Source organism: Bradyrhizobium sp. HKCCYLR20261 (assembly GCF_051168435.1).
GTDB lineage: Bacteria > Pseudomonadota > Alphaproteobacteria > Rhizobiales > Xanthobacteraceae > Bradyrhizobium.
Window position 1 is genome coordinate 396,219 of record NZ_JBNPUZ010000006.1, and the last position, 22,632, is coordinate 418,850.

Genomic DNA, 22,632 nt, shown 5'->3' on the forward strand with positions numbered 1-22,632 from the left:
CTCAAGCCAACCCGGAATTGGCCGGAACGGCTGGCTTAGAAGCTCGTGCCACCACCGAAGCGGAATTCCTGCGTGCGGTCGAACTGCCCCTTGGTGAGCGGGATCGCGTAGTCGAAGCGCAGCGGACCGAACGGCGACGCCCACACCAGACCGACACCGACCGAGGTCCGAACCGTGTTCTGGTCGTTGAACTGCAGGCCAAGGCAGGTGCCGGCATTGTTCGGATTGCGCGTCGGCGCCCGGCATCCAGCGACGTTGACCTCACCCGTCTGGGCCCAGGACGTCGGGCCCTGATAGCCCCACAGGCCGCCGGCATCGGCGTAAACCGCACCCTTCAGACCAGTCTCCTTGGGCAGGAACCAGAACGGCATCTGCAGTTCGAGCGAAGCGCCCCAGTACTTGGTGCCGCCAAGGGCGTCCTGGGTACCGAAGGGATTGATGTCACGCGGACCAATACCGTTCGGAGCGAAGCCGCGAACCAGGTTCGGACCCATCTGGAAGTGATCGAGCATGCGCAGCTGCGTGTTGCCGATCTTGTTCAGAATGCCGCCCTGGAGGTGGACGATGCTGACGATGTCCGACACCAGCGGGGTGAAGTACTTCGCATCGAACGCCGTCTTCAGGTAGGACACGTCGCCGCCAACACCCGCGAAGTCCTGCTTGAAGTCGACCAGCAGGCCGTCGGTGGGGTTCTTGTTGTTGTCGAGCGTGTTGTAGTTCAGCGTGTAGCCGAGCGCCGAGGTCAGCGTCTTGCCGTTCGCCAGCTCCTGGCGGACCGGGAGCGACGCCTCGCCATTGGCGAAGCAGCCCAGACCGTTGTTGCCGGTCGGATCGACACCGCCATTGGCGTTGATGAAGGCAGGCGTCGGGTTGAACGGCACGAAGCGGTTGCCGATCATGGTGCCGGCCGCGATGTTGTTACAGTCGGACAGCGTCGTCGGCAGCGAGATCTCCTGGCGGTAGATCGAGTAGCGCAGCTGCAGCGACAGGTCTTCACGCAGCTGGAAGCCGAGGCGCGGGCTGAAGCCGAGCGTCTTGGTGCCGTAGGAGATGAAGTTGTTGGCGAGCTGCTGGCGCTGATAGAGGTCGAGACCCAGCGCGACGCGGTAGTCGAGAAGATACGGCTCGACGAAGGACAGCGAGTAGCCGCGGGCGAACTGGCCGTAGGTCACCGACGCCTTGGCGAACAGGCCGCGGCCGAGGAAGTTGCGCTCGGAGATCGAGACCTCGGCCAGCGCGCCGTCGGTGGTCGAGTAGCCGCCCGAGATCGAGAAGTCGCCGGTCGACTTTTCTTCCAGAAGGACGTTCAGGACGACGCGGTCGCTCGACGAGCCCGGCTCGGTGGTGATCTTCACGTCCTTGAAGAAGTCGAGGTTCTTCAGGCGGCGCTCGGCACGGTCGACCAGGGCGCGGTTGTAGGCATCGCCCTCGGAGATGTCGAACTCGCGGCGAATGACGTAGTCACGGGTGCGGGTGTTGCCGCGGATGTTGATGCGCTCGATGTAGGTGCGCGGGCCCTCGTCGACGGCGAACACCACCGACACGGTATGCGCCTCGAAATTACGGTCGCCGCGCGGACGGACCACCGCGAACGCGTAACCGCGCCGCGAGGCCTCGATCTGCATCTCCTCGACCGACTTCTCGACGTTCTCGACGTTGTAGAGCGAGCCGACGCCGACGCGGGAATAGCCGCGCAGGGTGTTGGCATCGAAATTCGCGATCGACGACTGGAAGTCGACCGAACCGACCCGGTACTGCTGGCCTTCCTCGATCTTGAAGGTGACCATGAAGCCCTTGCGCTCGGGATCGTACTCGCTGAGCGCGGCGACCACCTGCACGTCGGCATAGCCGTTCTTCAGATAGAAGCGGCGAATCAGGTCGCGATCGGCCTCGACGCGGTCCGGATCGTAGACGTCGCCCGAACCCAGGAAGCTGAGCAGGTTGGTTTCGCGGGTCTTGATGACGTCCTTCAGGCGGTAGGACGAGAAGGCAGTGTTGCCGACGAACTCGATCGACTTCACGCCGGTCTTCGCGCCTTCCTCGATCGTGAAGATCAGGTCGACGCGGTTGTTCGGCTGCTCGATGAATTCCGGCGTGACACGCACGTCATAACGGCCGGAGCGGCGATAGATCTCGGCGATGCGCTGCGCATCGGACTGCACCATCGGCTTCGACAGCGTGCCGCGCGGCTTCGACTGCACCTCGGCCTGCAGCTGCTCGTCCTTGACCTTCTTGTTGCCCTCGAAGGCGACGCGGCCAATGACCGGGTTCTCGACGACGCTGACGATCAGCCGCCCACCCTGGCGATTGATCCTCACATCGGAGAAAAGGCCGGTCTCGATCAGCGCCTTGAGGCCGTCGTCGACCCGGCCGGCGTCGAGGACGCCGCCAGGGCCGGGCTTGAAGTAGGAGCGGATGGTCTCCAGCTCGACGCGGCGGTTGCCCACCACTTCGATCGAGTTGACCGTCTGAGCCGCAGCTGGCGACGACCCGACCACGCTCGCCAGCGGCAAAGCCACCGGAACGGCGAACATGATAAAGGCGGCCGCCAAGCCCCCCCGCACCCGCAATCCGAACTTCATGCGCTACGCGCCCTTATATTCCGTGGCCGGTTCGGTACCCCTACCAAACCGACAGATTCCCATTTGTCGTTCGCTTGTAGCCAATTTGGACCCGACGGCAAACGCCGGATCTCTCTGAATTTTCAAATTCGTTTCAAAACGTTGCCTATCCGCCACGTCGTAAAAAAGCCGCCTTCAGGAGCCGGCGAGATGCAGGATGTCGTTATAGGTTGCGAAGACCATCAGCATGAGAACCAGCCCCAGGCCGATTCGGAACCCCATCTCCTGGGCCCGCTCCGACAGCGGCCGTCCGCGGACCGCCTCGACCCCGTAAAACAACAGGTGTCCGCCATCGAGCAGAGGAACCGGGAACAGGTTCAGGAGCCCGATGGACACCGAGAGCGTGGCGCAGAGCTGAACGACGAACTGGAAGCCGAGGCTCGCCGCCTGCCCCGAGAGCTGCGCGATTCGGATCGGGCCGCCGACATCGCCGGCACTCCCCGCTCCCGCGAACAGCGAGGCGATGAACTTGAAGGTTGTGGCGATGATGAACCAGACCTGCTCGAAGCCGATCTTGATCGATTCGAGGAACCCGACCGGGATCGAGCGCGATTCGTCCGGCTTGGCGTTGTACTGGATGCCGAGGACGCCGATTCGGTGGGCATTGCCGAACAGGTCCTTGACCTCCTTCAGCGCCGGGGTCGCCTTCAGGGTCAATTCCGAGCCGTTGCGCTTGATCAGGAAGTTGAGTTCCGTCCCGGCGCTCACCGAGACGACCCGCTGCATATCGGCGAAGGTCTCGATCGGCCGGCCGTCGATGGCCGCGATCACGTCGCCATCCTTGAAGCCGGCCTGAGCCGCAACGCTGTCCGGCTGGACCGCATCGACCCGCGGGGTCGTGTTCGGCTTGCCGAAATACAGTGCCATGCCGGCAAAGATGATCACGGCGAGAATGAAATTGGCAATCGGGCCGGCCGCGACGATGGCGGCACGCTGGCCGACCGTCTTGTGATGGAAGCTGTCGGCGCGCTCGGCGGCCGTCATCTTGGCCAGCGCCTCGGCCGAGGGGGTCGAGGCCTCGGATTCGTCGCCGAAGAACTTCACGTAACCGCCGAGCGGGATCGCGGAGATCTTCCAGCGGGTGTTGTGGCGATCGTTGAAGCCGATCAGTTCGGGACCAAATCCGAGCGAAAACGTTAAGACCTTCACGCCGGCCCAGCGGGCGATCAGGAAGTGGCCGAGCTCGTGGAAGAACACGACGATCGTCAGCACGAACAGGAAGGGGACGATGTAGCCGAGAAGGCCGTTGCTCAACGTATTGAAAATATGGTGGAAAAATTCGGACATCGATGACCTTCCCGATGGGCCGAGGGCCCGTCCAACCCTTTAAGATGCTTTTGCGGCGATTTGAGGCAAGAGGCTAGCCGCCCTTTTTCGCGCATCATGGTCAATGGCGATGGCATCATCCGCCGACGTCAGCGGTGCCAAATTACCTGAACGGGTCCAACTCTCGAGCGTCGCCTCGACCAGGCGGGCGATCGCGCCGAAGCGGATCTGGCCGGCGATGAAGGCCGCCACGGCCACCTCGTTCGCCGCATTGAACACGGTGGTCGCGCCGTGGCCGGCGCGCAGCGAGTCGTAGGCCAGCCGCAGGCCGGGGAACCGCTCGAAGTCCGGCGCCTCGAAGGTCAGGGTCCCGATCTTGGCGAGGTCGAGCCGCGCCGAGGGGCCCTTGATGCGCTCCGGCCAGCCCAGGCAATGGGCGATCGGGATCCGCATGTCGGGGGCGCCGAGCTGGGCCACGACCGAGCGGTCGGAAAACTCGACCATGCCGTGGACGATCGATTGCGGATGCACCAGCACATCGATCTCGTCCGGCGCCAGCGCGAACAGATAGGACGCCTCGATCACCTCGAGGCCCTTGTTCATCATCGAGGCCGAATCGATCGTGATCTTCTGGCCCATGCTCCAGTTCGGATGCTTGAGCGCCTGCGCCAGGGTCGCCTGCTCGATGTCGGCGGCGGCCCAGGTGCGGAACGGACCGCCGGAGGCGGTGATGATCACGCGCAGCAGCTCTTCCCGGTTTCCGGATGACAGCGCCTGGAACAGCGCGTTGTGCTCGGAATCGGCCGGCAGGATGCAGGCGCCTGCCTGGGCAGCCCGCTGCATGAAGAAATCGCCGGCGCAGACGAGGCATTCCTTGTTGGCGAGCGCAACGGTGGCGCCGCGGTCGACCGCCGCCAGCGCCGGCTTCAGGCCGGCCGCGCCGGACACGGCGGCCATGACCCAGTCGGCCGGCCGCGCGCCGGCCTCGATGATCGCGCTCTCCCCTGCCCCGCAGGCGATGCCGGTGCCGGCCAGCGCCTCGCGCAGCTCTCCGAGCCGGGCGGGATCGGCGACGGCAACGAAGCGCGGGTTGAACTCGCGGGCGAGCTTGGCGAGCCCCTCGATGTTGCTGTTGCCGGTCAGCGCCTCCACCCGATAGCGCTCCGGCGCGCCGCGCAGCAGGTCCATGGTCGAATCGCCGATCGAGCCGGTGGCGCCGAGCACGGTGATGCTGCGCACGTCAGTCGTTTCGGCCTTGTTGTTCCGCAATGGCACTGCGCTCATGATCTCACCAAACATCTTGACCGGCAGCGATGCTGCCCGTCACCAAACCAAAACACCGCGGCCGACCCCGTCGAGGCCGCCGCGCAGCAAACCGAGCAGCGCCGCAAAGACGATCGCCGCGACATAGCCATCCAGGCGGTCCAGTAGGCCGCCATGGCCGGGAATGATGTGACTGGAGTCCTTGACGCCGAAGTGCCGCTTGACCGCGGACTCGGCGAGGTCGCCGAGTTGCGACACCACCGACAGCACCGCGGCCATCGCCAGCATCGCGAGCAGGCTGCCACCCGCCAGGGACCAGCCCGCAGCGGCGACGAGACTGGCGCCGAAGCCGCCGATCGCGCCCGCCCAGGTCTTGTTGGGGCTGATGCGCGGCGCAAGCTTGGGTCCGCCGATGCCGCGTCCGGCGACATAGCCGCCGATGTCGCTGGCCCAGACGACGAGAAACACCAGCACCAGCGCGTGCCAGCCCTGCTGCTGATCGAACCGCACCAGCACGGAGGCGAGTTCGGCGCCGGCGGCATAGACGAAGCCGGCCGCTGCCCAGAGCCGGCGGCCGGCGGCGAGAACGGCCACCGCAACGAGGCCAAGCGCCAGCACGGCCACGGCAAAGTCGATCAGCCCGAATGCACAGCAAAGTCCTGCGATGGCGATCGCCAGCGCGCCCAAGGTGCCGACGCTGGCGGTGCGGACCTCGCCGACCACCATCAGCCATTCGAGATACAGCCCGACCGCGACGACCGTGACCAAGGCGGTCCAGAACATCCCGCCGGCATAGGCCGCGCCGAGCGCGAGAGGCACCAGCACCAGGGCGGCGGCGATGCGCAGCATAAGGTTGCTCGGCGCAGCCTTCTTCGGCGGCGCGGCGGCATCACCCACGGCTGCGGTGTCGGGTTTGCTCACGAGGCGGTTTTCGCCACGAGGCCGCCGAAGCGGCGTTCACGCCGGCCGAACTCGGCAATCGCGCCTTCGAGCGCGGCCTTGTCGAAATCCGGCCAATGGATGGGCACGAACACCAGCTCGCTATAGGCCGCCTGCCACATCAGGAAGTTGGACAGCCGCTGCTCGCCGCTGGTGCGGATGATCAGGTCGGGATCGGGAATGTCGGGGGCGTCGAGATGGGCGCCGATCGCATCGGCATCGATCGAGGCCGGATCGCGCCGGCCCTCGGCCACCTCGCGCGCCAGCCGTTGGGCGGCGCGCGCGATTTCCTGGCGGGAGCCGTAGTTGAACGCCACCACCAGCGTGAGCTTGGTATTGGCGCGCGTCAGCTCCTCGGCCTCGCCGAGCAGCGCGCAGATGTCCGGCTCGAGACCGCCGCGCTCGCCGATCACCCGCACGCGCACGCCGTCGCGATGCAGGGTGGCGAGATCGTTGCGGATGAAGCGGCGCAGCAGGCCGAACAGGTCGCCGATCTCGCTCGCGGGCCGCGACCAGTTCTCGGAGGAGAACGAGAAAATCGTGAGATAGCGGATGCCGAGCTCATCGCAGGCGCGCACGACGCGGCGCAACGCCTCGACGCCGCGGCGATGCCCTTCGGCGCGCGGCAGGCCGCGTGCCGCAGCCCAGCGGCCGTTGCCATCCATGATGATGGCAACATGGGCCGGACCGTCGGAGCGATCCGGCGTCTCCGTCACCGGGGCCGCGGCATTGGACATCGAACGTTTCCTTAGACGGTGAGGATTTCCTTTTCCTTCGCCGCCAGCAGCTGGTCGATCTCCGAGATCACGCTATCGGTCGCCTTCTGAATGTCGTTGGCGATGCGCTCCTGGTCATCCTCGGAGATCTCGTGATTCTTCTCGAGCTTCTTCACCGTGTCGAGCCCGTCGCGGCGGACATGGCGGACGGCGACGCGCGCAGCTTCCGCATATTTGTGCGCGACCTTGACCAGTTCCTTGCGGCGCTCCTGGTTGAGCTCGGGAATGCGCAGCCTGATCACCTGGCCTTCGGTGGCCGGCGACAGGCCGAGGTTGGAGTCGACGATGGCTTTCTCGACCGCCTTGACCATGCTGCGGTCCCAGACCTGCACCGACAGCAGGCGCGGCTCGGGCACCGAGACGGTGGCGAGCTGGTTGAGCGGCATATGCGAGCCATAAGCCTCGACCTGGACCGGCTCGACCATCGATGCCGACGCGCGGCCGGTGCGCAGGCCGCCGAGCTCGTGCTTCAGCGCCTGGGTTGCGCCCTGCATGCGGCGCTTCAGGTCGTTGAGATCGAAATTGCCCGTGGTCATCACGCTTTCCTTTCCTGCAACCCCGGGCCCTTCAGCCGGTTCGGCCGCGCCTTGAAAGGCCATCGGCTGGACTCGACTGCTCCCGGACGAATTCCTGTGTCGCTTACGCTTCTACCGCAGGCACGGAGCCGGTCCAACACCGGCCGCCGACGGTGCCGCGGATCACCCCGCGACGATGGTACCGCGCCCTTTGCCCTGCAGCATCGCGCCGATCGCGCCGGGTTCGGCAATCGAGAACACAATGATAGGCAGCGACGTTTCGCGGGCAAGCGCGAATGCCGTCGCATCCATGACCTTGTAGCCGCCTTCGATGGCCTGGGAATGGGTCAGCCGGTCGAAGCGCTTGGCGGCCGGATCCTTCTTCGGATCGGCGCTATAGACGCCATCGACATTGGTGGCCTTGAGGACGGCCTGAGCCCCGATCTCGGCGGCCCGCAGCACGGCGGTGGTGTCGGTGGTGAAATAGGGGTTGCCGGTGCCGCCGCCGAGCACGACGATGCGCCCGTCGGCCAGCGCCTTGTGCGCCGCAGCGCGGGTGAACAGCTCGCAGACCTCCGGCATCACGAAGGCGGACAGTGCCAGCGCCGGGCTGCCCTTGCGCTGGATCGCCGCCTCCAAGGCGAGGCAGTTCATCACAGTGGCGAGCATGCCCATGGTGTCGCCGGTCGCGCGCGACACGCCCTGCGACGACACTTCGACGCCGCGCACCATGTTGCCGCCGCCGACGACGACGGCGATCTCGATTCCGAGTTTCTGGGCGGCGATGAGGTCGTCGGCGATGCGATCGACGGTCGGCTGGTCGATGCCGAATGAATGCGGGCCGGCGAGATATTCGCCCGACAGCTTGACCACGACGCGACGATAGACCGGCTCAGCCATGTGCCAACATGTCCCTATCCCGCGCGTTGAGATCCGGCGCGAAGACCGCGCCGGATCGTAACTGTCTTCGTCGTTACTTCTTGCCGCTGGCGGCGGCGACTTCGGCGGCGAAGTCGGTCTCTTCCTTCTCGATGCCCTCACCGAGAGCATAGCGGACGAAACCGGCCACCTTGATCGGACCGCCGACCTTGCCTTCGGCTTCCTTCAGCGCCTGCGCGACCGACTTGCCGCTGTCGTGAATGAAGGCCTGCTCGAGCAGGGTGACTTCCTTGTAGTAGGTCTTCAGGCCAGACTCGACGATCTTCTCGATCACGTTTTCCGGCTTGCCCTGCTGACGATACTTGTCGGCGAGCACGTCCTTCTCGCGCTTGACGAGTTCCGGATCGAGACCGGCGGCATCGATCGCCTGCGGGTTGGCAGCGGCCACATGCATCGCGAGCTGACGGCCGAGCACCGCAAGCTCGTCGGTCTTGCCCGGCGACTCCAGCGCCACGATCACGCCGAGCTTGCCCGCGCCCTCGACGACGGCGCCATGCACGTAGCTCGACACCACGCCTTCGCTCACTTCGAGCGCGGCTGCGCGGCGCAGCGTCTGGTTCTCACCGATGGTCGCGATCGAATCGGCGATCGCGGCCTCGACCGTGATGCTGCCGACCTTGGCGGCCTTGATCTTCTCCACGTCTGCACCGACGTCGAGCGCGACCTGGGCGATCATCTTGACCAGGCCCTGGAAGTGCTCGTTGCGCGCGACGAAGTCGGTCTCCGAGTTGACCTCGACGACCACGCCCTTCTTGCCCGAGGTCAGCGCGCCGATCAGGCCCTCAGCCGCGACGCGGCCGGCCTTCTTGGCGGCCTTCGACAGGCCCTTCTTGCGCAGCCAATCCTGCGCCGCCTGCATGTCGCCGCCGTTCTCGGTGAGCGCGGCCTTGCAATCCATCATGCCCGCGCCGGTCGACTCGCGCAGGTCCTTCACCATCGCTGCGGTGATATTCGCCATTGTTGAACGTCCTTTTGCCTGTCCAAAGCGCGACGCAGCGGATGGCTCATCGCCGTCCGCTGCCAGGAAAGATACCTATCTCAGTCGCGATGGCCGGCGTGCGACGCCGGCCAGATTCGTGTCGTGTCGTCTTAGGCGTCGGCGAGCGACTTGGCCTGGGCGACCCAGGCATCGGCCCGGCTCGGCAGACCGACTTCTTCGCCGATCTGATGCGCCGTGTCGTGGTTGAGCTCGGCAAGCTGCCAGAAATGGAAGATACCGAGGTCGTTCAGCTTCTTCTCGATCGCACCCGACACGCCGGTGAGCTTCTTGAGGTCGTCGGCCGTGCCGCGCGGACCGGGCAGACCCTGGAAGGTCGACGCGGACGCAGCCGGAAGATCCTCTTCGAGCGGCGCCGCGGAGGCGCCGACGTCGATGCCGAGCTCGCCCTGGGCGCGCGAGATGCCGTCGATGGCGGCGCGGGCGATCAGGTCGCAATACAGCGAGATGGCGCGGCCGGCGTCGTCATTGCCCGGGACCACGTAGGTGATGCCCTTGGGATCGCAGTTGGTGTCGACGATCGCGGCGACCGGAATGTTGAGGCGCTGGGCCTCCTGGATCGCGATGTCTTCCTTGTTGGTGTCGATCACGAAGATCATGTCGGGCAGGCCGCCCATGTCCTTGATGCCGCCGAGCGAGCGGTCGAGCTTGTCGCGCTCGCGCTGCAGGGTCAGGCGCTCTTTCTTGGTGTAGGAGTTCGCCTCGCCCGAGGACAGCACCTCGTCGAGGTGACGGAGGCGCTTGATCGACGCCGAGATCGTCTTCCAGTTGGTCAGCGTGCCGCCGAGCCAGCGCGAATTGACGAAATACTGCGCGCAGCGCTTGGCCGCATCGGCAACGTTGTCCTGCGCCTGGCGCTTGGTGCCGACGAACAGGATACGGCCGCCCTTGGCGACGGTGTCGCTGACGGCCTGCAGCGCCGTGTGCATGAGCGGCACGGTCTGGGCCAGGTCGATGATGTGGATGTTGTTACGGGTCCCGAAAATGAAATCGGCCATTTTCGGATTCCAGCGGTGAGACTGGTGACCAAAGTGAACGCCAGCTTCGAGCAGCTGGCGCATCGTGAAGTCGGGCAGAGCCATTTGGATATTCTCCGGTTGATTCCTCCGGAAACGCGTGAGCAAAAACGGGCCGTTTGGCCCGGCTTGCCACCGGACGCCCTCTAGGAGAGCCAAGTTTCCGTGTGAGATGGCGCGCTATATAGCCGGATTTTGGCGCAACGCAAGGAAAATGGGCCTATTCGGCCTGAAGAAGCTCCGCCAACGCCGCCTTGGCCTGCCCCTCCTGCAACGGAACGAAGTCGACCGGCCCCTTGTTGTCGGCCCCTGACGACGCCGCGGCCATGACGCCCACCCCCAGCAGGCCGAACGCCATGCCGCCGCCCTGCATCGCCCGGGAGCGTTCACTGGGCCGGATCGAGTAGAAATAGGTCTTTCCGGGCTCGGTGCTGAAATCGAGGTAGGATTCGCCCGGAAACAGCAGCTGCGTGGCCACCACGTGGTGCGGACCCGCCGGACGGTCGACATAGGCGTACGTCCCGGGCAGCAGCCGGGGAAGCGCCACGCCATCGACCTTGGCGTCGCAATTGGTCCGGTCGAGCCAGGAGTCCTTCAGGCTCATGATGACGATGCGGGAGTGGCCCGGGCGCGGCGCCCCGATCTTCTGCGATACCACCGCGAATTCGGTGCCCTCTTTGCCCGTCAGGCACCCTGATACCAGAAGCGCCAACCCCAATCCCAGAAATGCCCGCCTGCTCATTGCAAACCCCCGTAGTTCCCCGGGAGCCAAGGCTATGACGGGAACTCGGCCGTTTTCAACCTCCGGAAGCGAAGAGAGTCCAGCTGTGCTCAGCGCTCCACACCGGCCGGCTTCAGCTCGGCCCGGTCGGCGTCCAGCCTCGCCTTCAGTCGGGCGATATCAGCGAAGAAGGCCTGATCGTCGCGAACGGGTGCCAGGCGCAGGGCCGGCGGCATCAGCACCTGGCTGACGTCGGCACGACCGGAATTGGCGAAGGCCTCCGAGCGCTGCACCGTCTGGACCGCGATCGCGACGATGAGCAGCAGGCCGACGACCGCCCCCTTGATGAGTTGATGCGTGCGTCCGACCTCGCGCACATGCAGGAAGACGATCGCCGCCAGCACAATCCAGGCGATGACGTAGCCATAGGTCGAGATGGCTGACCAGGTCAGCGCGAAGGACGCGAATTGTCCGGCCTCGCTGTAGATCCAGAACGCGAAAAGGCCCGCCTCCGCGATGAGGAGATGACGCAGGAAGTGCGAGCGCCCCGCGAACAGGCGCGACAGCAGCGCCCAGACGCCGACCCAGGCCACCACGGCCCCGACCAGGACGAGGCTCGGCACGAGATAATCGGACAGGTGCGACTCGGATGTCTGGCCAAGCCAGATCTTGACCGCGTCGATCACCAGCAAAGCGAGGCCGAGCACGATCGCGGCAGCGATCGGCAGCACGCCGCGCTCGCGACCCGCCAGCCGCTCCGGCTCCACGTCATGACCGGCGTCGCGGACCCGCAGCCAGGTCTGTCCGATCCGGATCGGCTGGCTGCCATCGAGGATAAGCTGCGGCTTCCGGCTCTTGCTGCGGTCGAGATAGAGCCCGTTGGCGCTGCCGAGATCCTCGGCGACGAGGCGTCCCTCATCGTCACGGAAAATGCGCAGGTGGCGCGCGGCGACATAGGGATCGTCGAGGATGACATGGTTGTCGTAGCCGCGACCGATCCTGACATCGGCGGCGTCGACGCGGAAGCGGCCGGCCACCTCGCGGTGCTTGGAGAGAATCTCGACCCAGATCATCGGACCACCTGCAGCCGGTCGAGAAAGCTCTTGCCGAGCCGCAAGGCATCGTCATAGGCGATGGCCTGCAGGTTCAGCCGCGACACCAGCGCCTCGTCGGCATGGTCCTGGGTGACGGCAACCAGGACGACGTCATAGAGCCCGTCGAATTCGCGGTAGCCTTGCGCGCACCACAGCACACGCAGCGGCGGATGCGCCGCCGCCGGCGCGACGCCGACGAAATCCTGATGGCAATGCTGCGGCGTGTACCATTTGCGGAAGCCGCCCCCGAGCGTGAGCCGCGGCTGCGCCAGGCTGGTCAGCACGGTTGCGAATTGAAACGAATTGAGATCGATCGATTTCGCGTAGGAATGGGTGACCTCGACCGTGCCGGTGTTGAGATCGGAGGCGACATAGACGCTCGCGTCAGCCTTGCAACTGGTGGAATTGATGCTGGCGCGCGGCTTCGGCGACGCGCTGGCATTGGTGCTGGCCCAGCAGTCGAACCACGCCGCTCGCGTTTCCGGCGCCTGATAAGAGCCGAGCACGCGGTCGCGAAAGCCCTCCTCGCTCAGCGATTTGTAGAGCGCGCCACGCCAGCTAGCGAGTTGCGCGATCACGTCCTTGCGCAGGTCGGCCGGTGCCGGCTTGGCATCCTGCCCGCGCGCCAGCAGCGCTGCCGCGAAGCGCGCCGGCACCAGGAAGCTGATCAGCTGGCCGCCGCGGCGGGTCGCGACGTTGATGCCGACCACCTGCCCTTGTGAATTGACGGCCGGCCCGCCGCTCATGCCCGGATTGAGCGCGCCGGTGAAGTGGATGTGATCATTGTAGCTGTGCTCGACCAGGCCGTTGTAGGTGCCCTCGATGATGGTGAAGCCGAGATCGAGCGGGTTGCCGAGCGAATAGAGCCGCTCGCCCTTCGGCAGCGTGCCGTCGAGGGCGGCCTTGTCGAAGGAGAAGAACGGCGCATTCTGCTTGTCGACGCGCACCAGCGCGAGATCATTCGGCAGATCGACGGCGAGCAGCGACACCGCGCCCTGGCTGCCATCGGCGCCCGTATATTCGAGCCGGTAGGTCTTCGGCTCGAGCGCGGCGTCGGAGACGACGTGATAGTTGGTGATGGCAAGGCCGTCGGCGGAGACGAGAAAGCCCGAGCCGGTCGAGGTCTGGCGGCCGGCATCGGCCAGCAAGGTGCGAATTTGCAGCAGTCGCGGCGGCGCCGACGCGTACACGGTTTCGGCGCCGGGCAGTGCCTGCGCATCAGCTTGCGAGCAGAAGGCCGCGGCGAGAGCGATGCAGAAAGCAGCGAGGATCGCGCTCCGCCGGAGCAGCCCGCGCACGGGTCCAACATACGCTGAAATCACTGATGCCCCCGCAACAGGTCGTCGGCCGACGCCCTGCGCCCATGATCGATGTGTCCGGCGGACCGGCCAATATCGAAAACAGGCCTGCGTTGCAACCGCGACTCCACCGCGCCGATGCGCGGCGGTCGCTCAGCAATGCGGCACGTTCGGCGGACACCGCTTGCCTGCCTGCGGCGGCGGCGCCGCGGGCCTAGCCATCTGCGGGGGCGGTGCCGGCCGCGCCATCGCCATCGGCGGCGGGCTCGGACGCGCCATCTGCGGCGGAGGCGGAGGCGGCGCCGGCCGCGCCATCTGTGGCGGCGGCGCAGGGCGGGCCATTTGCGGCGGAGGCGGTGCGGGCCGGGCCATCTGCGGCGGCGGCGCAGGACGCGCCATTTGCGGAGGTGGCGCCGGGCGGGCCATCGGCGGCGGAGCCGACGGACGCATCGCTTGCGGCGGCGGCATCGGCCGCGGCGGGGCCGCATGGACCATCGGCGCAGGCTGCGGCCGTCCCGTCGCCGGCGGCGGGCTCAGGCGCGCGGTGGCCGGCGGCGGCGCACGGCGTTCGCTCGGCGGCGGCGCGGCCTGCTGAATGCGCGAACGCGGGTCGGGGCCGCGCGCAGCGGTCGACGGCACGACCTGGCCGGGCGGCGGACCACCCGGCCGTGCGGGCGGCGCAACCTGCGCACCCGGCGGCGTCCGATTTGCGCGCAGGTCAGGCCGCTCTGGCAAAGGCTGCGCCGGAGACGGCGACACCGGTTGAGGAGCAGATGCAGATCCAGGTGCAGGCAAACGCGGATTGGGCGCCTGAACCGATGGCGGCGCCGGAGGACCGCCGCGCCCAGGAATCGGAAGCGCGTTGGGTGAAACGGCTGCTGGACGGGGCGCGTCCGGGCCGGCTCGGCCCGGGACCGCAGCGGGCGTCGTCCCCATCACTCCCATGGCAGGCACGACTCCCATGGCAGGCACGTTGCCCGGTCCGCGCGCACCCGGCCCCATCGGCGCGCCGGGAATTGGTGCCTTGCCCTGCTGGATCAGCGAAGCGCGCTGCATCGCCGCAGCCGGCAGGGCGGGCGCGACAACCGGGGTCGCAGCCTGCTGCGCTCCTCCCGGTCCACCACCCGGACCGGCCGGCACCGTCGGCGCCACCACGGGACGATTGATGACCGTGTTGATGACCGTGGTGTTGTGGATGTTCTGATAGATGATGTTGTTCGGCGGCGGCGCGACGATCGCCGGCGGCCGGACGTAGACCGGGATCGGCACGAACACCGGTCGCGGCAGGATGAACACGCCGACCGGCGCGTAAGGCGGAGGGAGATCAACGAACTCCGGCGGCGGCGGCGGCAGGATGTAGACCGGCGGCGGCGGCGGCGGTGCGAAGCCGAATTCCGGATCCGAGAACAGCAGCACCGGCTGATCGACATAGACCACCTCGTCCGGCGGCGGCGGCGGCACGTCGTAGTCGATCATGGCGAAGGTCGCCGGCGGCTCCGGCGGCGACGACAAGATCGCCAGGCGCCGGCGTGCATCCGCGGCGTGCGCGCCATTCGGATAGCGGCGCAGATACGACCAATAGGCCTCGGGGCTGTCGGCGCGGTAGGTCCGCCGCCAGGTGATGGCCTCGCGGCGCGCCGCGACGATGGCGCGCACGCGCCGTGCGAGCGGATCGTCCGGATAGGCGGCGATGAAGTCCTCATAGCCCTGCAGGGTGTCGCGCTCGAGTGCGGCCGTGTAGGCCTCCTGCACCGGGAAATCGCGGATCGGCCGCGCGCGCAGCGCGGCGGTCTGCTCGGCGGAGGCCTGCGGCGCCGGCGCGTCCGGCGCGCGGTCGAAGAAGGTGAAGGGGGCCTGGATCTTCTGCGCATTCCACGGCACCTGGGCGCCCTTGGTCGCCTCGTTGACCCGCAGCCGCAGACGATCGAACACCTCCGGCAGCGACAACCCGCCGGTGCGGATCATCTCCGCCAGCGATTGCGCATAGAGGCCGTAGGAGCCGGTCTCGTTCGGCGCGATCGTGCCCGGCGCCGCATTGAACGCGATCAGCATGTTGTTGTCGGGCTCGACCAGCGCCAGACCACCGGCGATCGTCCCACCGCTGGTGATGAACGGCTGCTGCCGCGCGGCGTCGAGCACGACGATGCTGGCCTTGACCGGAGTCGCCGCGAGCTGGCGGACATAGTCGCTCAGGCGCAGGCCTTCGGTCGGAATATCGACATCGCTGCCGATATTGGCATCGACCGGAATGAAGTAGTTCTCGCCCGCGAGCTGCATGCCGTAGCCGGCGAGATAGACCATCGCGACCGTGTTGCTGTCGGCCGACTGGGCCTTGTGAATGAAGTCGCGGAAGCTCTTGCGCAGCGTGTCGGCATCGAGATCGCGCGCACCGACGACGTCGAAGCCGGCCGCCTGCAAGGTCTGTGCGATCAGACCGGCATCGTTGGCCGCGGTCGCCAGCTGCCCTTTTGCATAAGCGCCGTTGCCGATCACCAGCGCGATGCGCTTTTCGGCTGCAGGCTCCTGCGCCGCAGCGGCGCCGATCCAGGCAGCGATCGCTACGAGGCACAGAGAAACAGAGTAGACGAATCGTGAGTGGATCATGGCCGCGCGCATCACTGTTCCCACCCTTTCGAGGCAACCCCGCCCCGGATTCAGCGCGTCGATGGCTGAACCGCGGTTGAACGGAGACATGTCCATACAACTCGGTACAGCCCTCATGCGGCTTTTTTGTTCCATCTCGCCGCCCGGCAGGGCCGAACGGCGAGCGATTAGAGCTGGTGGACGTCCACCACCCCGGTGACGGCCTTGATGGCACCCGCGATTTGTGGCGAAACCTTGAAGCGGCCGGGCAGCTTCATCTCCACCTCGGTCTCGAGGTCCAGGATCATCACCAGCGAGACCTCGCCCTCGCCCGCAGCGGCGCGAGGAGCGATCGGCGGCGCCGCGGCCTTGGCGGCAGCGCCATTGCCATTGGCCGCAGCCCCCTCCGGTCCCTGCAATCGCTTCACGATGGAATCGAGCGGCTTGGTGTCGCGCAGGAAGATGCGCAGGCCGCGCTGGGTCTTGGCGGCGGCATCGTCGAGCGGCTCGGCATGGAGCACGCGGGCGCGGACGTCCTCGCCCTGCAGCTCGGCGCCGAGCTGCAGCAGCACGGCGGCACCCGGCTCCAGCACGTCGCGATATTGTGCGAGGCCTTCCGAGAACAGCACCGCTTCGAAATGACCTGTCGGGTCGGACAGGCCCATGATGCCCATCTTGTTGCCGGTCTTGGTGCGGCGTTCCATGCGCGACACCACGGTCGCCGCGACCTTGCCGGCGGTGGCGCCGGTCTTCACCGCGCGGGAGAATTCCGCCCAGCTCTGCACCCGCAGCCGCTTCAACGCTGCCGCGTAGTCATCGAGCGGATGGCCGGACAGGAAGAAGCCGATCGCATCGTATTCGCGGCGCAGGCGCTCGGCCGGCAGCCAGTTCTCGATGTTCGGCAGGATGATCGCCGGCGCGTCGGCGGCGTTGCCGAACATGTCGTTCTGGCCGGAGGTCGCAGCCTCGTTGGCACGCTGGCAGGCGGCGACGATCGCGTCCGCGCCGGCGAAGACACGAGCGCGGTTCTTGTCGAGACAATCGAAGGCGCCGGCCGCGGCCAGCGTCTCGATGATACGCTTGTTGATGGCGCGCGGATTGACGCGGGATGCGAAGTCCGCAAGCGAGGTGAACGGGCCGCCCTTGTTGCGGGCCTCGACGATCATCTCGATCGCCTGCGGGCCGACGCCCTTGAGCGCGGCGAGCGCGTAGAAGATGGTGTTGCCGCTGACCTCGAAGGTCGGCCCCGAGCGGTTGATCGACGGCGGCTCAACCTTGATGCCAAGGCGCTGCGCCTCGGCGCGGAATTCGGACAGCTTGTCGGTGTTGTTGAGATCGAGCGTCATCGACGCCGCGATGAACTCGACCGGATAATGCGCCTTCATGTAGGCGGTGTGGTAGGACACTAGCGCGTAGGCGGCCGCGTGCGACTTGTTGAAGCCGTAGTCGGCGAACTTCGCCAAGAGGTCGAAGATGGTGTCGGCCTGGTCCTTCGGCACGCCGTTCTTGACGGCGCCCTCGACGAAGCGGACACGCTGCTTGTCCATCTCGGCACGGATTTTCTTGCCCATGGCGCGGCGCAGCAGGTCGGCTTCGCCGAGCGAGTAGCCCGACATCTGCTGCGCGACCTGCATCACCTGCTCCTGGTAGATGATGACGCCGAAGGTCTCCTTCAGGATCGGCTCCAGGATCGGGTGCAGATACTCCGCCTCCTCCTCGCCGTGCTTGCGAGCGCAATAGGTCGGGATGTTGGCCATCGGGCCCGGGCGATAAAGCGCGACCAGCGCGATGATGTCCTCGAACCGGTCCGGGCGCATGTCGATCAGCGCCCGCCGCATGCCCTGACTTTCAACCTGGAACACGCCGACCACGTCGCCGCGCGCCAGCATCTGATAGCTCGGCGCATCGTCGATCGGCAGCGTCGCGAGATCGACATGGATGTCGCGCTGCTTCAAGAGCTTCACCGCGACGTCGAGCACGGTCAGCGTCTTCAGGCCAAGGAAGTCGAACTTCACCAGACCGGCCGGCTCGACCCATTTCATGTTGAACTGGGTGACCGGCATGTCCGATTTCGGATCGCGATACATCGGCACGAGTTCGCTGAGCGGCCGGTCGCCGATCACGATGCCCGCGGCGTGGGTCGAGGCGTGGCGAGTCAGGCCCTCGAGGCGCATGGCGATGTCGAAGGCGCGCGCCACCACCGGATCCTCGTCGCGGAAGGCCTGCAGCTTCGGCTCGCCTTCGATGGCGGCGGCGAGCGTCACCGGCGCGGCCGGGTTCTGCGGCACCAGCTTGGTCAGCTTGTCGACCTGGCCGTAGGGCATCTGCAGCACGCGGCCGACGTCGCGCAGCACGCCGCGCGCCTGCAGCGTGCCGAAGGTGATGATCTGCGCGACCTGGTCGCGGCCGTAGCGCTGCTGGACGTAGGAGATCACCTCGCCGCGGCGGTCCTGGCAGAAGTCGATGTCGAAGTCCGGCATCGAGACGCGCTCGGGATTGAGGAAGCGCTCGAACAGCAGCGCGAACCGCATCGGATCGAGGTCGGTGATGGTCAGCACCCAGGCGACCAGCGAGCCTGCGCCCGAGCCGCGGCCCGGCCCCACGGGAATGCCGTGCGACTTGGCCCATTTGATGAAGTCCGACACGATCAGGAAGTAGCCCGCGTACTTCATGCGCATGATGACGTCGAGCTCGAAGGCGAGGCGCTTCTGATAGTCCTCCTCCGTCATGCCCGGCGCCATGCCGTGCACCTTGAGCCGTCGCGCGAGGCCCTCCTCGGCCTGGCGCTTCAGCTCGGCCGCCTCGGCGCTGGCCGCGTCCCCAGCCTCGGCACTATTGCCGGCGCCGACGGTGAAGAACGGCAGGATCGGCTTGCGGGTGCGCGGCCGGTACGAGCAGCGCTCGGCGATCTCGACCGTCGAGGCGAGCGCCTCGGGGATATCGGCGAACAGCACCGCCATCTCGGCTCGGGTCTTGAAGCGGTGGTCGGGCGTGAGCTGCACGCGCTCGGTGTCGGCGATGAGATGGCCGCCGGCGATGCAGAGCAGCGCGTCATGCGCCTCGTAGTCGTCAGCGGTCGCAAAATACGGCTCGTTGGTCGCGACCAGCGGCAGGCCCTTGCCATAGGCGATGTCGATCAACCCGCCCTCGACGCGGCGCTCGCGGTCGGTGCCGTGGCGCTGCAGTTCGATATACAGCCGGTCGCCGAACAGGCTCGCGAGCCGCTCGCAACGCTGCGTCGCCAAGGCGGCCATGTCGTGCTGGAGCGCGAGCGAGATCGGGCCGTCCGGCCCGCCCGTCAGCGCGATCAGGCCGTCGACCCCCTCGTTCAGCCAGTCGAATTTGATGTGCGGCGCCTGGTGCGTCGGGGTGTCCAGGAACGCGCGCGAGTTCAGCCGCATCAGGTGGCGGTAGCCCTCCTCCTTCGCCGCCAGCAGGACGATTCGCGAGGGCTGCGCGACCGCGCCGGCATTGCGGGCGTTGGGGTCCATGTCGCCGAAATCGATCGCGAGCTCACAGCCGGCGATCGGCTGGATGCCGTAGCCAGCCATCTTGTCGGAGAATTCGAGCGCACCGAACATGTTGTCGGTGTCGGTGAGCGCCAGCGCGGGCTGCCGGTCGGCCTTGGCCAGTTCGCCGAGCTTGGCGATCTTGATCGAGCCCTTCAGCAACGAATAGGCGGAGTGGACGTGGAGATGGACGAATCCGGCGCCGGACATGCTTGACTGCAGCTTCCCTGGAGGGGTTTCCGTGATCGCTTTCCGGGATCACGGTGCGACGTCAGCTTCGAAGGGCCTGGAGCCTCATCGACTGCGTCGATGACCCGCCTTCCAACCGACTCGCTCGCATCATACCGGACGGCCATGAGCGAGTCCGGCACGCTCGCCCTGATGTCCCCAGTCGCTGCGACCCCTGCACTAAAGCTGTGGAATGATTTGCGCCCAGAGCGCGATCATGCCCACGAACAGCGTGATGGACGCCAGTGCGGCGGCTTCTTGAACGAAAACCTTCAGCATCGGAACCTCCCTCGGTCAGAACATATGAAGAACAATGTTCCTTTTCTGTTCTCGGGTCAAGCACCTTCCTCAGCTGGCCCTCCGACACCGTCCTTGCGTGGTTAACTGGCCTCTGCGGGAGGAGCGATCGAACAAAAAAAGCCCCGGCGAGACGCCGGGGCTGGTCGATTTGATCGGGTTCGATCCGCGGATCAGTAGCGCGTCGCCACCGGGCCGCCGAAGCGATAGTTCAGGCGCGCCGTGAAGATGTCGGCATCCTGCTTGATGCTGTCGGAGCCGAGCGCGCCGAAGCTGACGGTCTGGCGATCCATGAACAGATGGTTGTATTCGACGCCCATCGACCAGTTCGGTGCGAAGCCGTATTCGAGGCCGGCACCGACCACGCCACCCCAGCGGGTGCTGTCGTTGGAGGCGAGGAACCCGCCCGTCGCAGCGTTGGTGATCGTGTAGGTGTTGCTGGTGATCGCCGCACCGCCCTTGGCGTAGAGCAGCACGTTGTTCCAGGCATAACCCACCTGGCCGGTGAACAGGCCGAACGCGTCGGTCTTGGTGCGGTTGCGGGTGCCGAAGATGGCGCTCTGGTTGTCGCCGGAGAAATCAGCCCAGTTGCCCTGCGCCTCCAGGCCGAACACGAACTGGCCCATCTGCCAGCGATAGCCGACCTGACCGCCCACGGTGCCGCCCGACGAATCGTGCGAGCCCTCGCGGCCGCCGCCGACCACATCCCAGGTGTTGTGAGTCCAGCCGCCACCGCCGTTCACACCGATGTAGAAGCCGCTCCAGTCATAGATCGCGGCCATCACCGGCGGCGGTGCCTTCGTGTAGGGACGCGCGGCGAGATCCGCGGCCAGCGCCGGCGAGGCCAGCACCACGAGCGCCGTCGTCGTCAACAGAAGTTTCTTCATCACAGGTCCAGTCTCGTCTCATTTGGCCCCCAGGCCAGCCGCACCTCTTAACGATCTCAGCCACAATTGCTGTAGCGTCACGGTCACAGCTCGCGTCCGAAAGCGCGTGGGACATGTCTGGAAATTAATGTGCAATCACAGTGTGTTGATGGAACTTTCCGCCTTGCATTCGGGGCGCCAGCAGTTACACAAAAGGCGCCGCTTCCGCGCCCTGGCTCCGCCATTTCGCGCGCGTGTTCCGGTCATCATGAAGGGGAGATCGCCGATGCGTGACGTTCTATTTGCGGCCTTGGCTGCGGCCGGCCTCGTGGTCGCAACTCATGCTCCGGCGCAGGCCGTCGGAGTGAGGCACGCATTCTGTCTGCAAGGCGACGAGTTTCCCGGCCTGAGCAACTGCACGTTCGACACCTACGCGCAGTGCCAGGCCACGGCGTCGGGACGGCTGCTGAACTGCATTGCCAATCCGTATTTCGCCGGCGTCAGCAACGACCCGCGCGCCACGCCCTATCCGTATCCGAACCGGCCGCGGCTCAAGCCGCGTCCGCCGGCGCCGAATCCCTACGCGCCCTTCCCCAACCCGTTCGTGTTCGAAGAGGACTGAGCGCGGTCTCGCGTCTCTGTTTCAGACTTGAAAGCTCGTCGAAGCCATGGCTTCGACGAGCCGTCGCGCCCCGCTTGTTCAATGCATCATGCCGAAGCCGGGACCGAACTTGTAGTTCAGCCTCACGAGGCCGATGTCGACATCCTGCTTGATGCGATGGGTCATCGCCGGCTGCCCGGCGGCCGCGACGAAGTTCAGGTTCTTGTTGCCGAGGAAGATGTGGTCGTATTCGACGCCCACGGACCAGTTCGGCGCGAAGCCGTATTCGAGACCGGCGCCGATGGTGGCGCCCCAGCGCGTCGTGTTGGCGCGGTCGAGCATCACGTTGGTGCCAGTGGTGAAGGTGTCATAGCGATCGCCGACGACGGCGGCACCGCCCTTCACGTAGCCCAGGATGTTGTCGAAGGCGTAGCCGACCTGGCCGGTGAACAGGCCAAAGCCGTTGGTGCGTGAACGGTCGCTGACATTGGGTAGAATCAGGTTGCGATTGGTGCTCTTGAAGTTCGCCCAGTCGCCCTGCGCTTCGACGCCGAACACCCAGTTGGCCGTCTGATAGCGGAACCCGACCTGGCCGCCGACCGCGGCGCCGCCGCCGCCGGAGCAGCCTTCGCGGTTCGCCGCCGGGTTCACCGCGACGCCTCCGACCGACACCAGGCTCCAGCAGTCACGGCTGGAGCCGCCACCGGCGTTGGCGCCGATGTAGAAGCCACTCCAATCGTAGACCGTGGCGACCACGGCGGGCGGCGCCTTGGTGTAGGGCCCCTTCCTCACCGGGAGGTCAGCCGCGAAAGCAGACGTCGCCGCGGCGATCGCGCCGAGCCCCACCGTTGCGCCGAAAAGCGTCTTCATCATCGAACTCCGTAGCTTCTGTCCCAAAGTCCCCAGGCCCTCTGGTTCCGCTCAAAACACGCAGCGTGACGAAGCGTTCATGCTCCAGCGCACTCGCTTCGCCCGTATCAACCGATGTGTCAGATTAGAACCGTTCTTTCCGGCAATTATGGGATTGCGCGCAAATGCCTGTTTTCAAAGGGTTTGACCGCTACATGAACAAACAACTAATAGGATGTATGGAGGAGTCGTGA

At 66.4% G+C, this 22,632-nt stretch carries 17 protein-coding genes; 1 reads left to right on the top strand and 16 read right to left on the bottom strand.

Annotated elements, in window-relative coordinates:
• Positions 1-35: 35 nt before the first annotated feature.
• The 15 genes from bamA to ACQR1L_RS17295 form a co-directional block, all read right to left on the bottom strand.
• Complete coding sequence (bamA, locus tag ACQR1L_RS17225) at positions 36-2,582, bottom strand: outer membrane protein assembly factor BamA (protein ID WP_434859122.1); 2,547 nt, start codon at positions 2,580-2,582, stop codon at positions 36-38.
• A 174-nt stretch (positions 2,583-2,756) separates the two neighbouring features.
• Positions 2,757-3,908, bottom strand: a complete 1,152-nt coding sequence (rseP, locus tag ACQR1L_RS17230) for an RIP metalloprotease RseP (protein WP_434859123.1) — start codon at positions 3,906-3,908, stop codon at positions 2,757-2,759.
• Positions 3,909-3,947: 39 nt separating this feature from the next.
• Complete coding sequence (gene dxr, locus ACQR1L_RS17235; RefSeq protein WP_434859124.1) at positions 3,948-5,171, bottom strand: 1-deoxy-D-xylulose-5-phosphate reductoisomerase; 1,224 nt, start codon at positions 5,169-5,171, stop codon at positions 3,948-3,950.
• A 39-nt stretch (positions 5,172-5,210) separates the two neighbouring features.
• Positions 5,211-6,071: a phosphatidate cytidylyltransferase gene (locus ACQR1L_RS17240; protein ID WP_434859125.1), complete on the bottom strand. Its 861-nt coding sequence runs from the start codon at positions 6,069-6,071 to the stop codon at positions 5,211-5,213.
• Entirely contained in the window at positions 6,068-6,826 is a 759-nt protein-coding gene (locus tag ACQR1L_RS17245; protein ID WP_434859126.1) for an isoprenyl transferase, read from the bottom strand. Before ACQR1L_RS17245 ends, ACQR1L_RS17240 begins: the two co-directional genes overlap by 4 nt.
• Positions 6,827-6,837: 11 nt before the next feature.
• A complete protein-coding gene (gene frr / locus ACQR1L_RS17250; RefSeq protein ID WP_434859127.1) occupies positions 6,838-7,401 on the bottom strand; it encodes a ribosome recycling factor in 564 nt (187 codons plus the stop codon).
• A gap of 162 nt (positions 7,402-7,563) precedes the next feature.
• Positions 7,564-8,280 (bottom strand): UMP kinase, encoded by a 717-nt coding sequence (gene pyrH, locus ACQR1L_RS17255; protein WP_434859128.1) that lies wholly within the window; start codon positions 8,278-8,280, stop codon positions 7,564-7,566.
• Positions 8,281-8,353: 73 nt separating this feature from the next.
• Complete coding sequence (tsf, locus tag ACQR1L_RS17260) at positions 8,354-9,277, bottom strand: translation elongation factor Ts (RefSeq protein ID WP_006611109.1); 924 nt, start codon at positions 9,275-9,277, stop codon at positions 8,354-8,356.
• Positions 9,278-9,408: 131 nt separating this feature from the next.
• Positions 9,409-10,398 carry a 30S ribosomal protein S2 gene (locus ACQR1L_RS17265; RefSeq protein ID WP_434859129.1) on the bottom strand — a complete coding sequence of 330 codons (990 nt, stop codon included), beginning with the start codon at positions 10,396-10,398 and terminating at the stop codon, positions 9,409-9,411.
• A gap of 154 nt (positions 10,399-10,552) precedes the next feature.
• Positions 10,553-11,044: a DUF2846 domain-containing protein gene (locus tag ACQR1L_RS17270; RefSeq protein WP_434859130.1), complete on the bottom strand. Its 492-nt coding sequence runs from the start codon at positions 11,042-11,044 to the stop codon at positions 10,553-10,555.
• 119 nt (positions 11,045-11,163) lie between these two features.
• Entirely contained in the window at positions 11,164-12,126 is a 963-nt protein-coding gene (locus ACQR1L_RS17275; RefSeq protein ID WP_434859131.1) for an FHA domain-containing protein, read from the bottom strand.
• Positions 12,123-13,469: a S1C family serine protease gene (locus ACQR1L_RS17280; protein WP_434859132.1), complete on the bottom strand. Its 1,347-nt coding sequence runs from the start codon at positions 13,467-13,469 to the stop codon at positions 12,123-12,125. The genes ACQR1L_RS17275 and ACQR1L_RS17280 overlap by 4 nt, the downstream gene beginning before the upstream one ends.
• A 129-nt stretch (positions 13,470-13,598) precedes the next feature.
• Positions 13,599-16,049, bottom strand: coding sequence for a caspase family protein (locus ACQR1L_RS17285; RefSeq protein ID WP_434859133.1), 2,451 nt, complete (start codon positions 16,047-16,049; stop codon positions 13,599-13,601).
• Between the two features lie 167 nt (positions 16,050-16,216).
• Positions 16,217-19,747, bottom strand: coding sequence for a DNA polymerase III subunit alpha (gene dnaE, locus ACQR1L_RS17290; RefSeq protein WP_434859134.1), 3,531 nt, complete (start codon positions 19,745-19,747; stop codon positions 16,217-16,219).
• Between the two features lie 488 nt (positions 19,748-20,235).
• A complete protein-coding gene (locus ACQR1L_RS17295; RefSeq protein ID WP_434859135.1) occupies positions 20,236-20,949 on the bottom strand; it encodes an outer membrane protein in 714 nt (237 codons plus the stop codon).
• 265 nt (positions 20,950-21,214) lie between these two features.
• On the opposite strand from ACQR1L_RS17295, the gene ACQR1L_RS17300 reads away from it, so the two are divergent.
• On the top strand, positions 21,215-21,550 hold the full coding sequence (locus tag ACQR1L_RS17300) for a DUF3551 domain-containing protein (protein WP_434859136.1): 336 nt from the start codon (positions 21,215-21,217) through the stop codon (positions 21,548-21,550).
• A gap of 78 nt (positions 21,551-21,628) precedes the next feature.
• On the opposite strand, the gene ACQR1L_RS17305 is transcribed toward ACQR1L_RS17300, so the two are convergent.
• Positions 21,629-22,402 carry an outer membrane protein gene (locus tag ACQR1L_RS17305; RefSeq protein ID WP_434859137.1) on the bottom strand — a complete coding sequence of 258 codons (774 nt, stop codon included), beginning with the start codon at positions 22,400-22,402 and terminating at the stop codon, positions 21,629-21,631.
• Positions 22,403-22,632 lie beyond the last annotated feature (230 nt).

What these genes read in the sequence shown, in the direction of transcription:
- bamA (WP_434859122.1), bottom strand. Translation starts at nt 2,582, where the DNA reads ATGAAGTTCGGATTGCGGGTGCGGGGGGGCTTGGCGGCCGCCTTTATC.
- rseP (WP_434859123.1), bottom strand. Translation starts at nt 3,908, where the DNA reads ATGTCCGAATTTTTCCACCATATTTTCAATACGTTGAGCAACGGCCTT.
- dxr (WP_434859124.1), bottom strand. Translation starts at nt 5,171, where the DNA reads ATGAGCGCAGTGCCATTGCGGAACAACAAGGCCGAAACGACTGACGTG.
- ACQR1L_RS17245 (WP_434859126.1), bottom strand. Translation starts at nt 6,826, where the DNA reads ATGTCCAATGCCGCGGCCCCGGTGACGGAGACGCCGGATCGCTCCGAC.
- frr (WP_434859127.1), bottom strand. Translation starts at nt 7,401, where the DNA reads ATGACCACGGGCAATTTCGATCTCAACGACCTGAAGCGCCGCATGCAG.
- pyrH (WP_434859128.1), bottom strand. Translation starts at nt 8,280, where the DNA reads ATGGCTGAGCCGGTCTATCGTCGCGTCGTGGTCAAGCTGTCGGGCGAA.
- tsf (WP_006611109.1), bottom strand. Translation starts at nt 9,277, where the DNA reads ATGGCGAATATCACCGCAGCGATGGTGAAGGACCTGCGCGAGTCGACC.
- ACQR1L_RS17265 (WP_434859129.1), bottom strand. Translation starts at nt 10,398, where the DNA reads ATGGCTCTGCCCGACTTCACGATGCGCCAGCTGCTCGAAGCTGGCGTT.
- ACQR1L_RS17275 (WP_434859131.1), bottom strand. Translation starts at nt 12,126, where the DNA reads ATGATCTGGGTCGAGATTCTCTCCAAGCACCGCGAGGTGGCCGGCCGC.
- ACQR1L_RS17285 (WP_434859133.1), bottom strand. Translation starts at nt 16,049, where the DNA reads ATGATCCACTCACGATTCGTCTACTCTGTTTCTCTGTGCCTCGTAGCG.
- dnaE (WP_434859134.1), bottom strand. Translation starts at nt 19,747, where the DNA reads ATGTCCGGCGCCGGATTCGTCCATCTCCACGTCCACTCCGCCTATTCG.
- ACQR1L_RS17295 (WP_434859135.1), bottom strand. Translation starts at nt 20,949, where the DNA reads ATGAAGAAACTTCTGTTGACGACGACGGCGCTCGTGGTGCTGGCCTCG.
- ACQR1L_RS17300 (WP_434859136.1), top strand. Translation starts at nt 21,215, where the DNA reads ATGCGTGACGTTCTATTTGCGGCCTTGGCTGCGGCCGGCCTCGTGGTC.
- ACQR1L_RS17305 (WP_434859137.1), bottom strand. Translation starts at nt 22,402, where the DNA reads ATGATGAAGACGCTTTTCGGCGCAACGGTGGGGCTCGGCGCGATCGCC.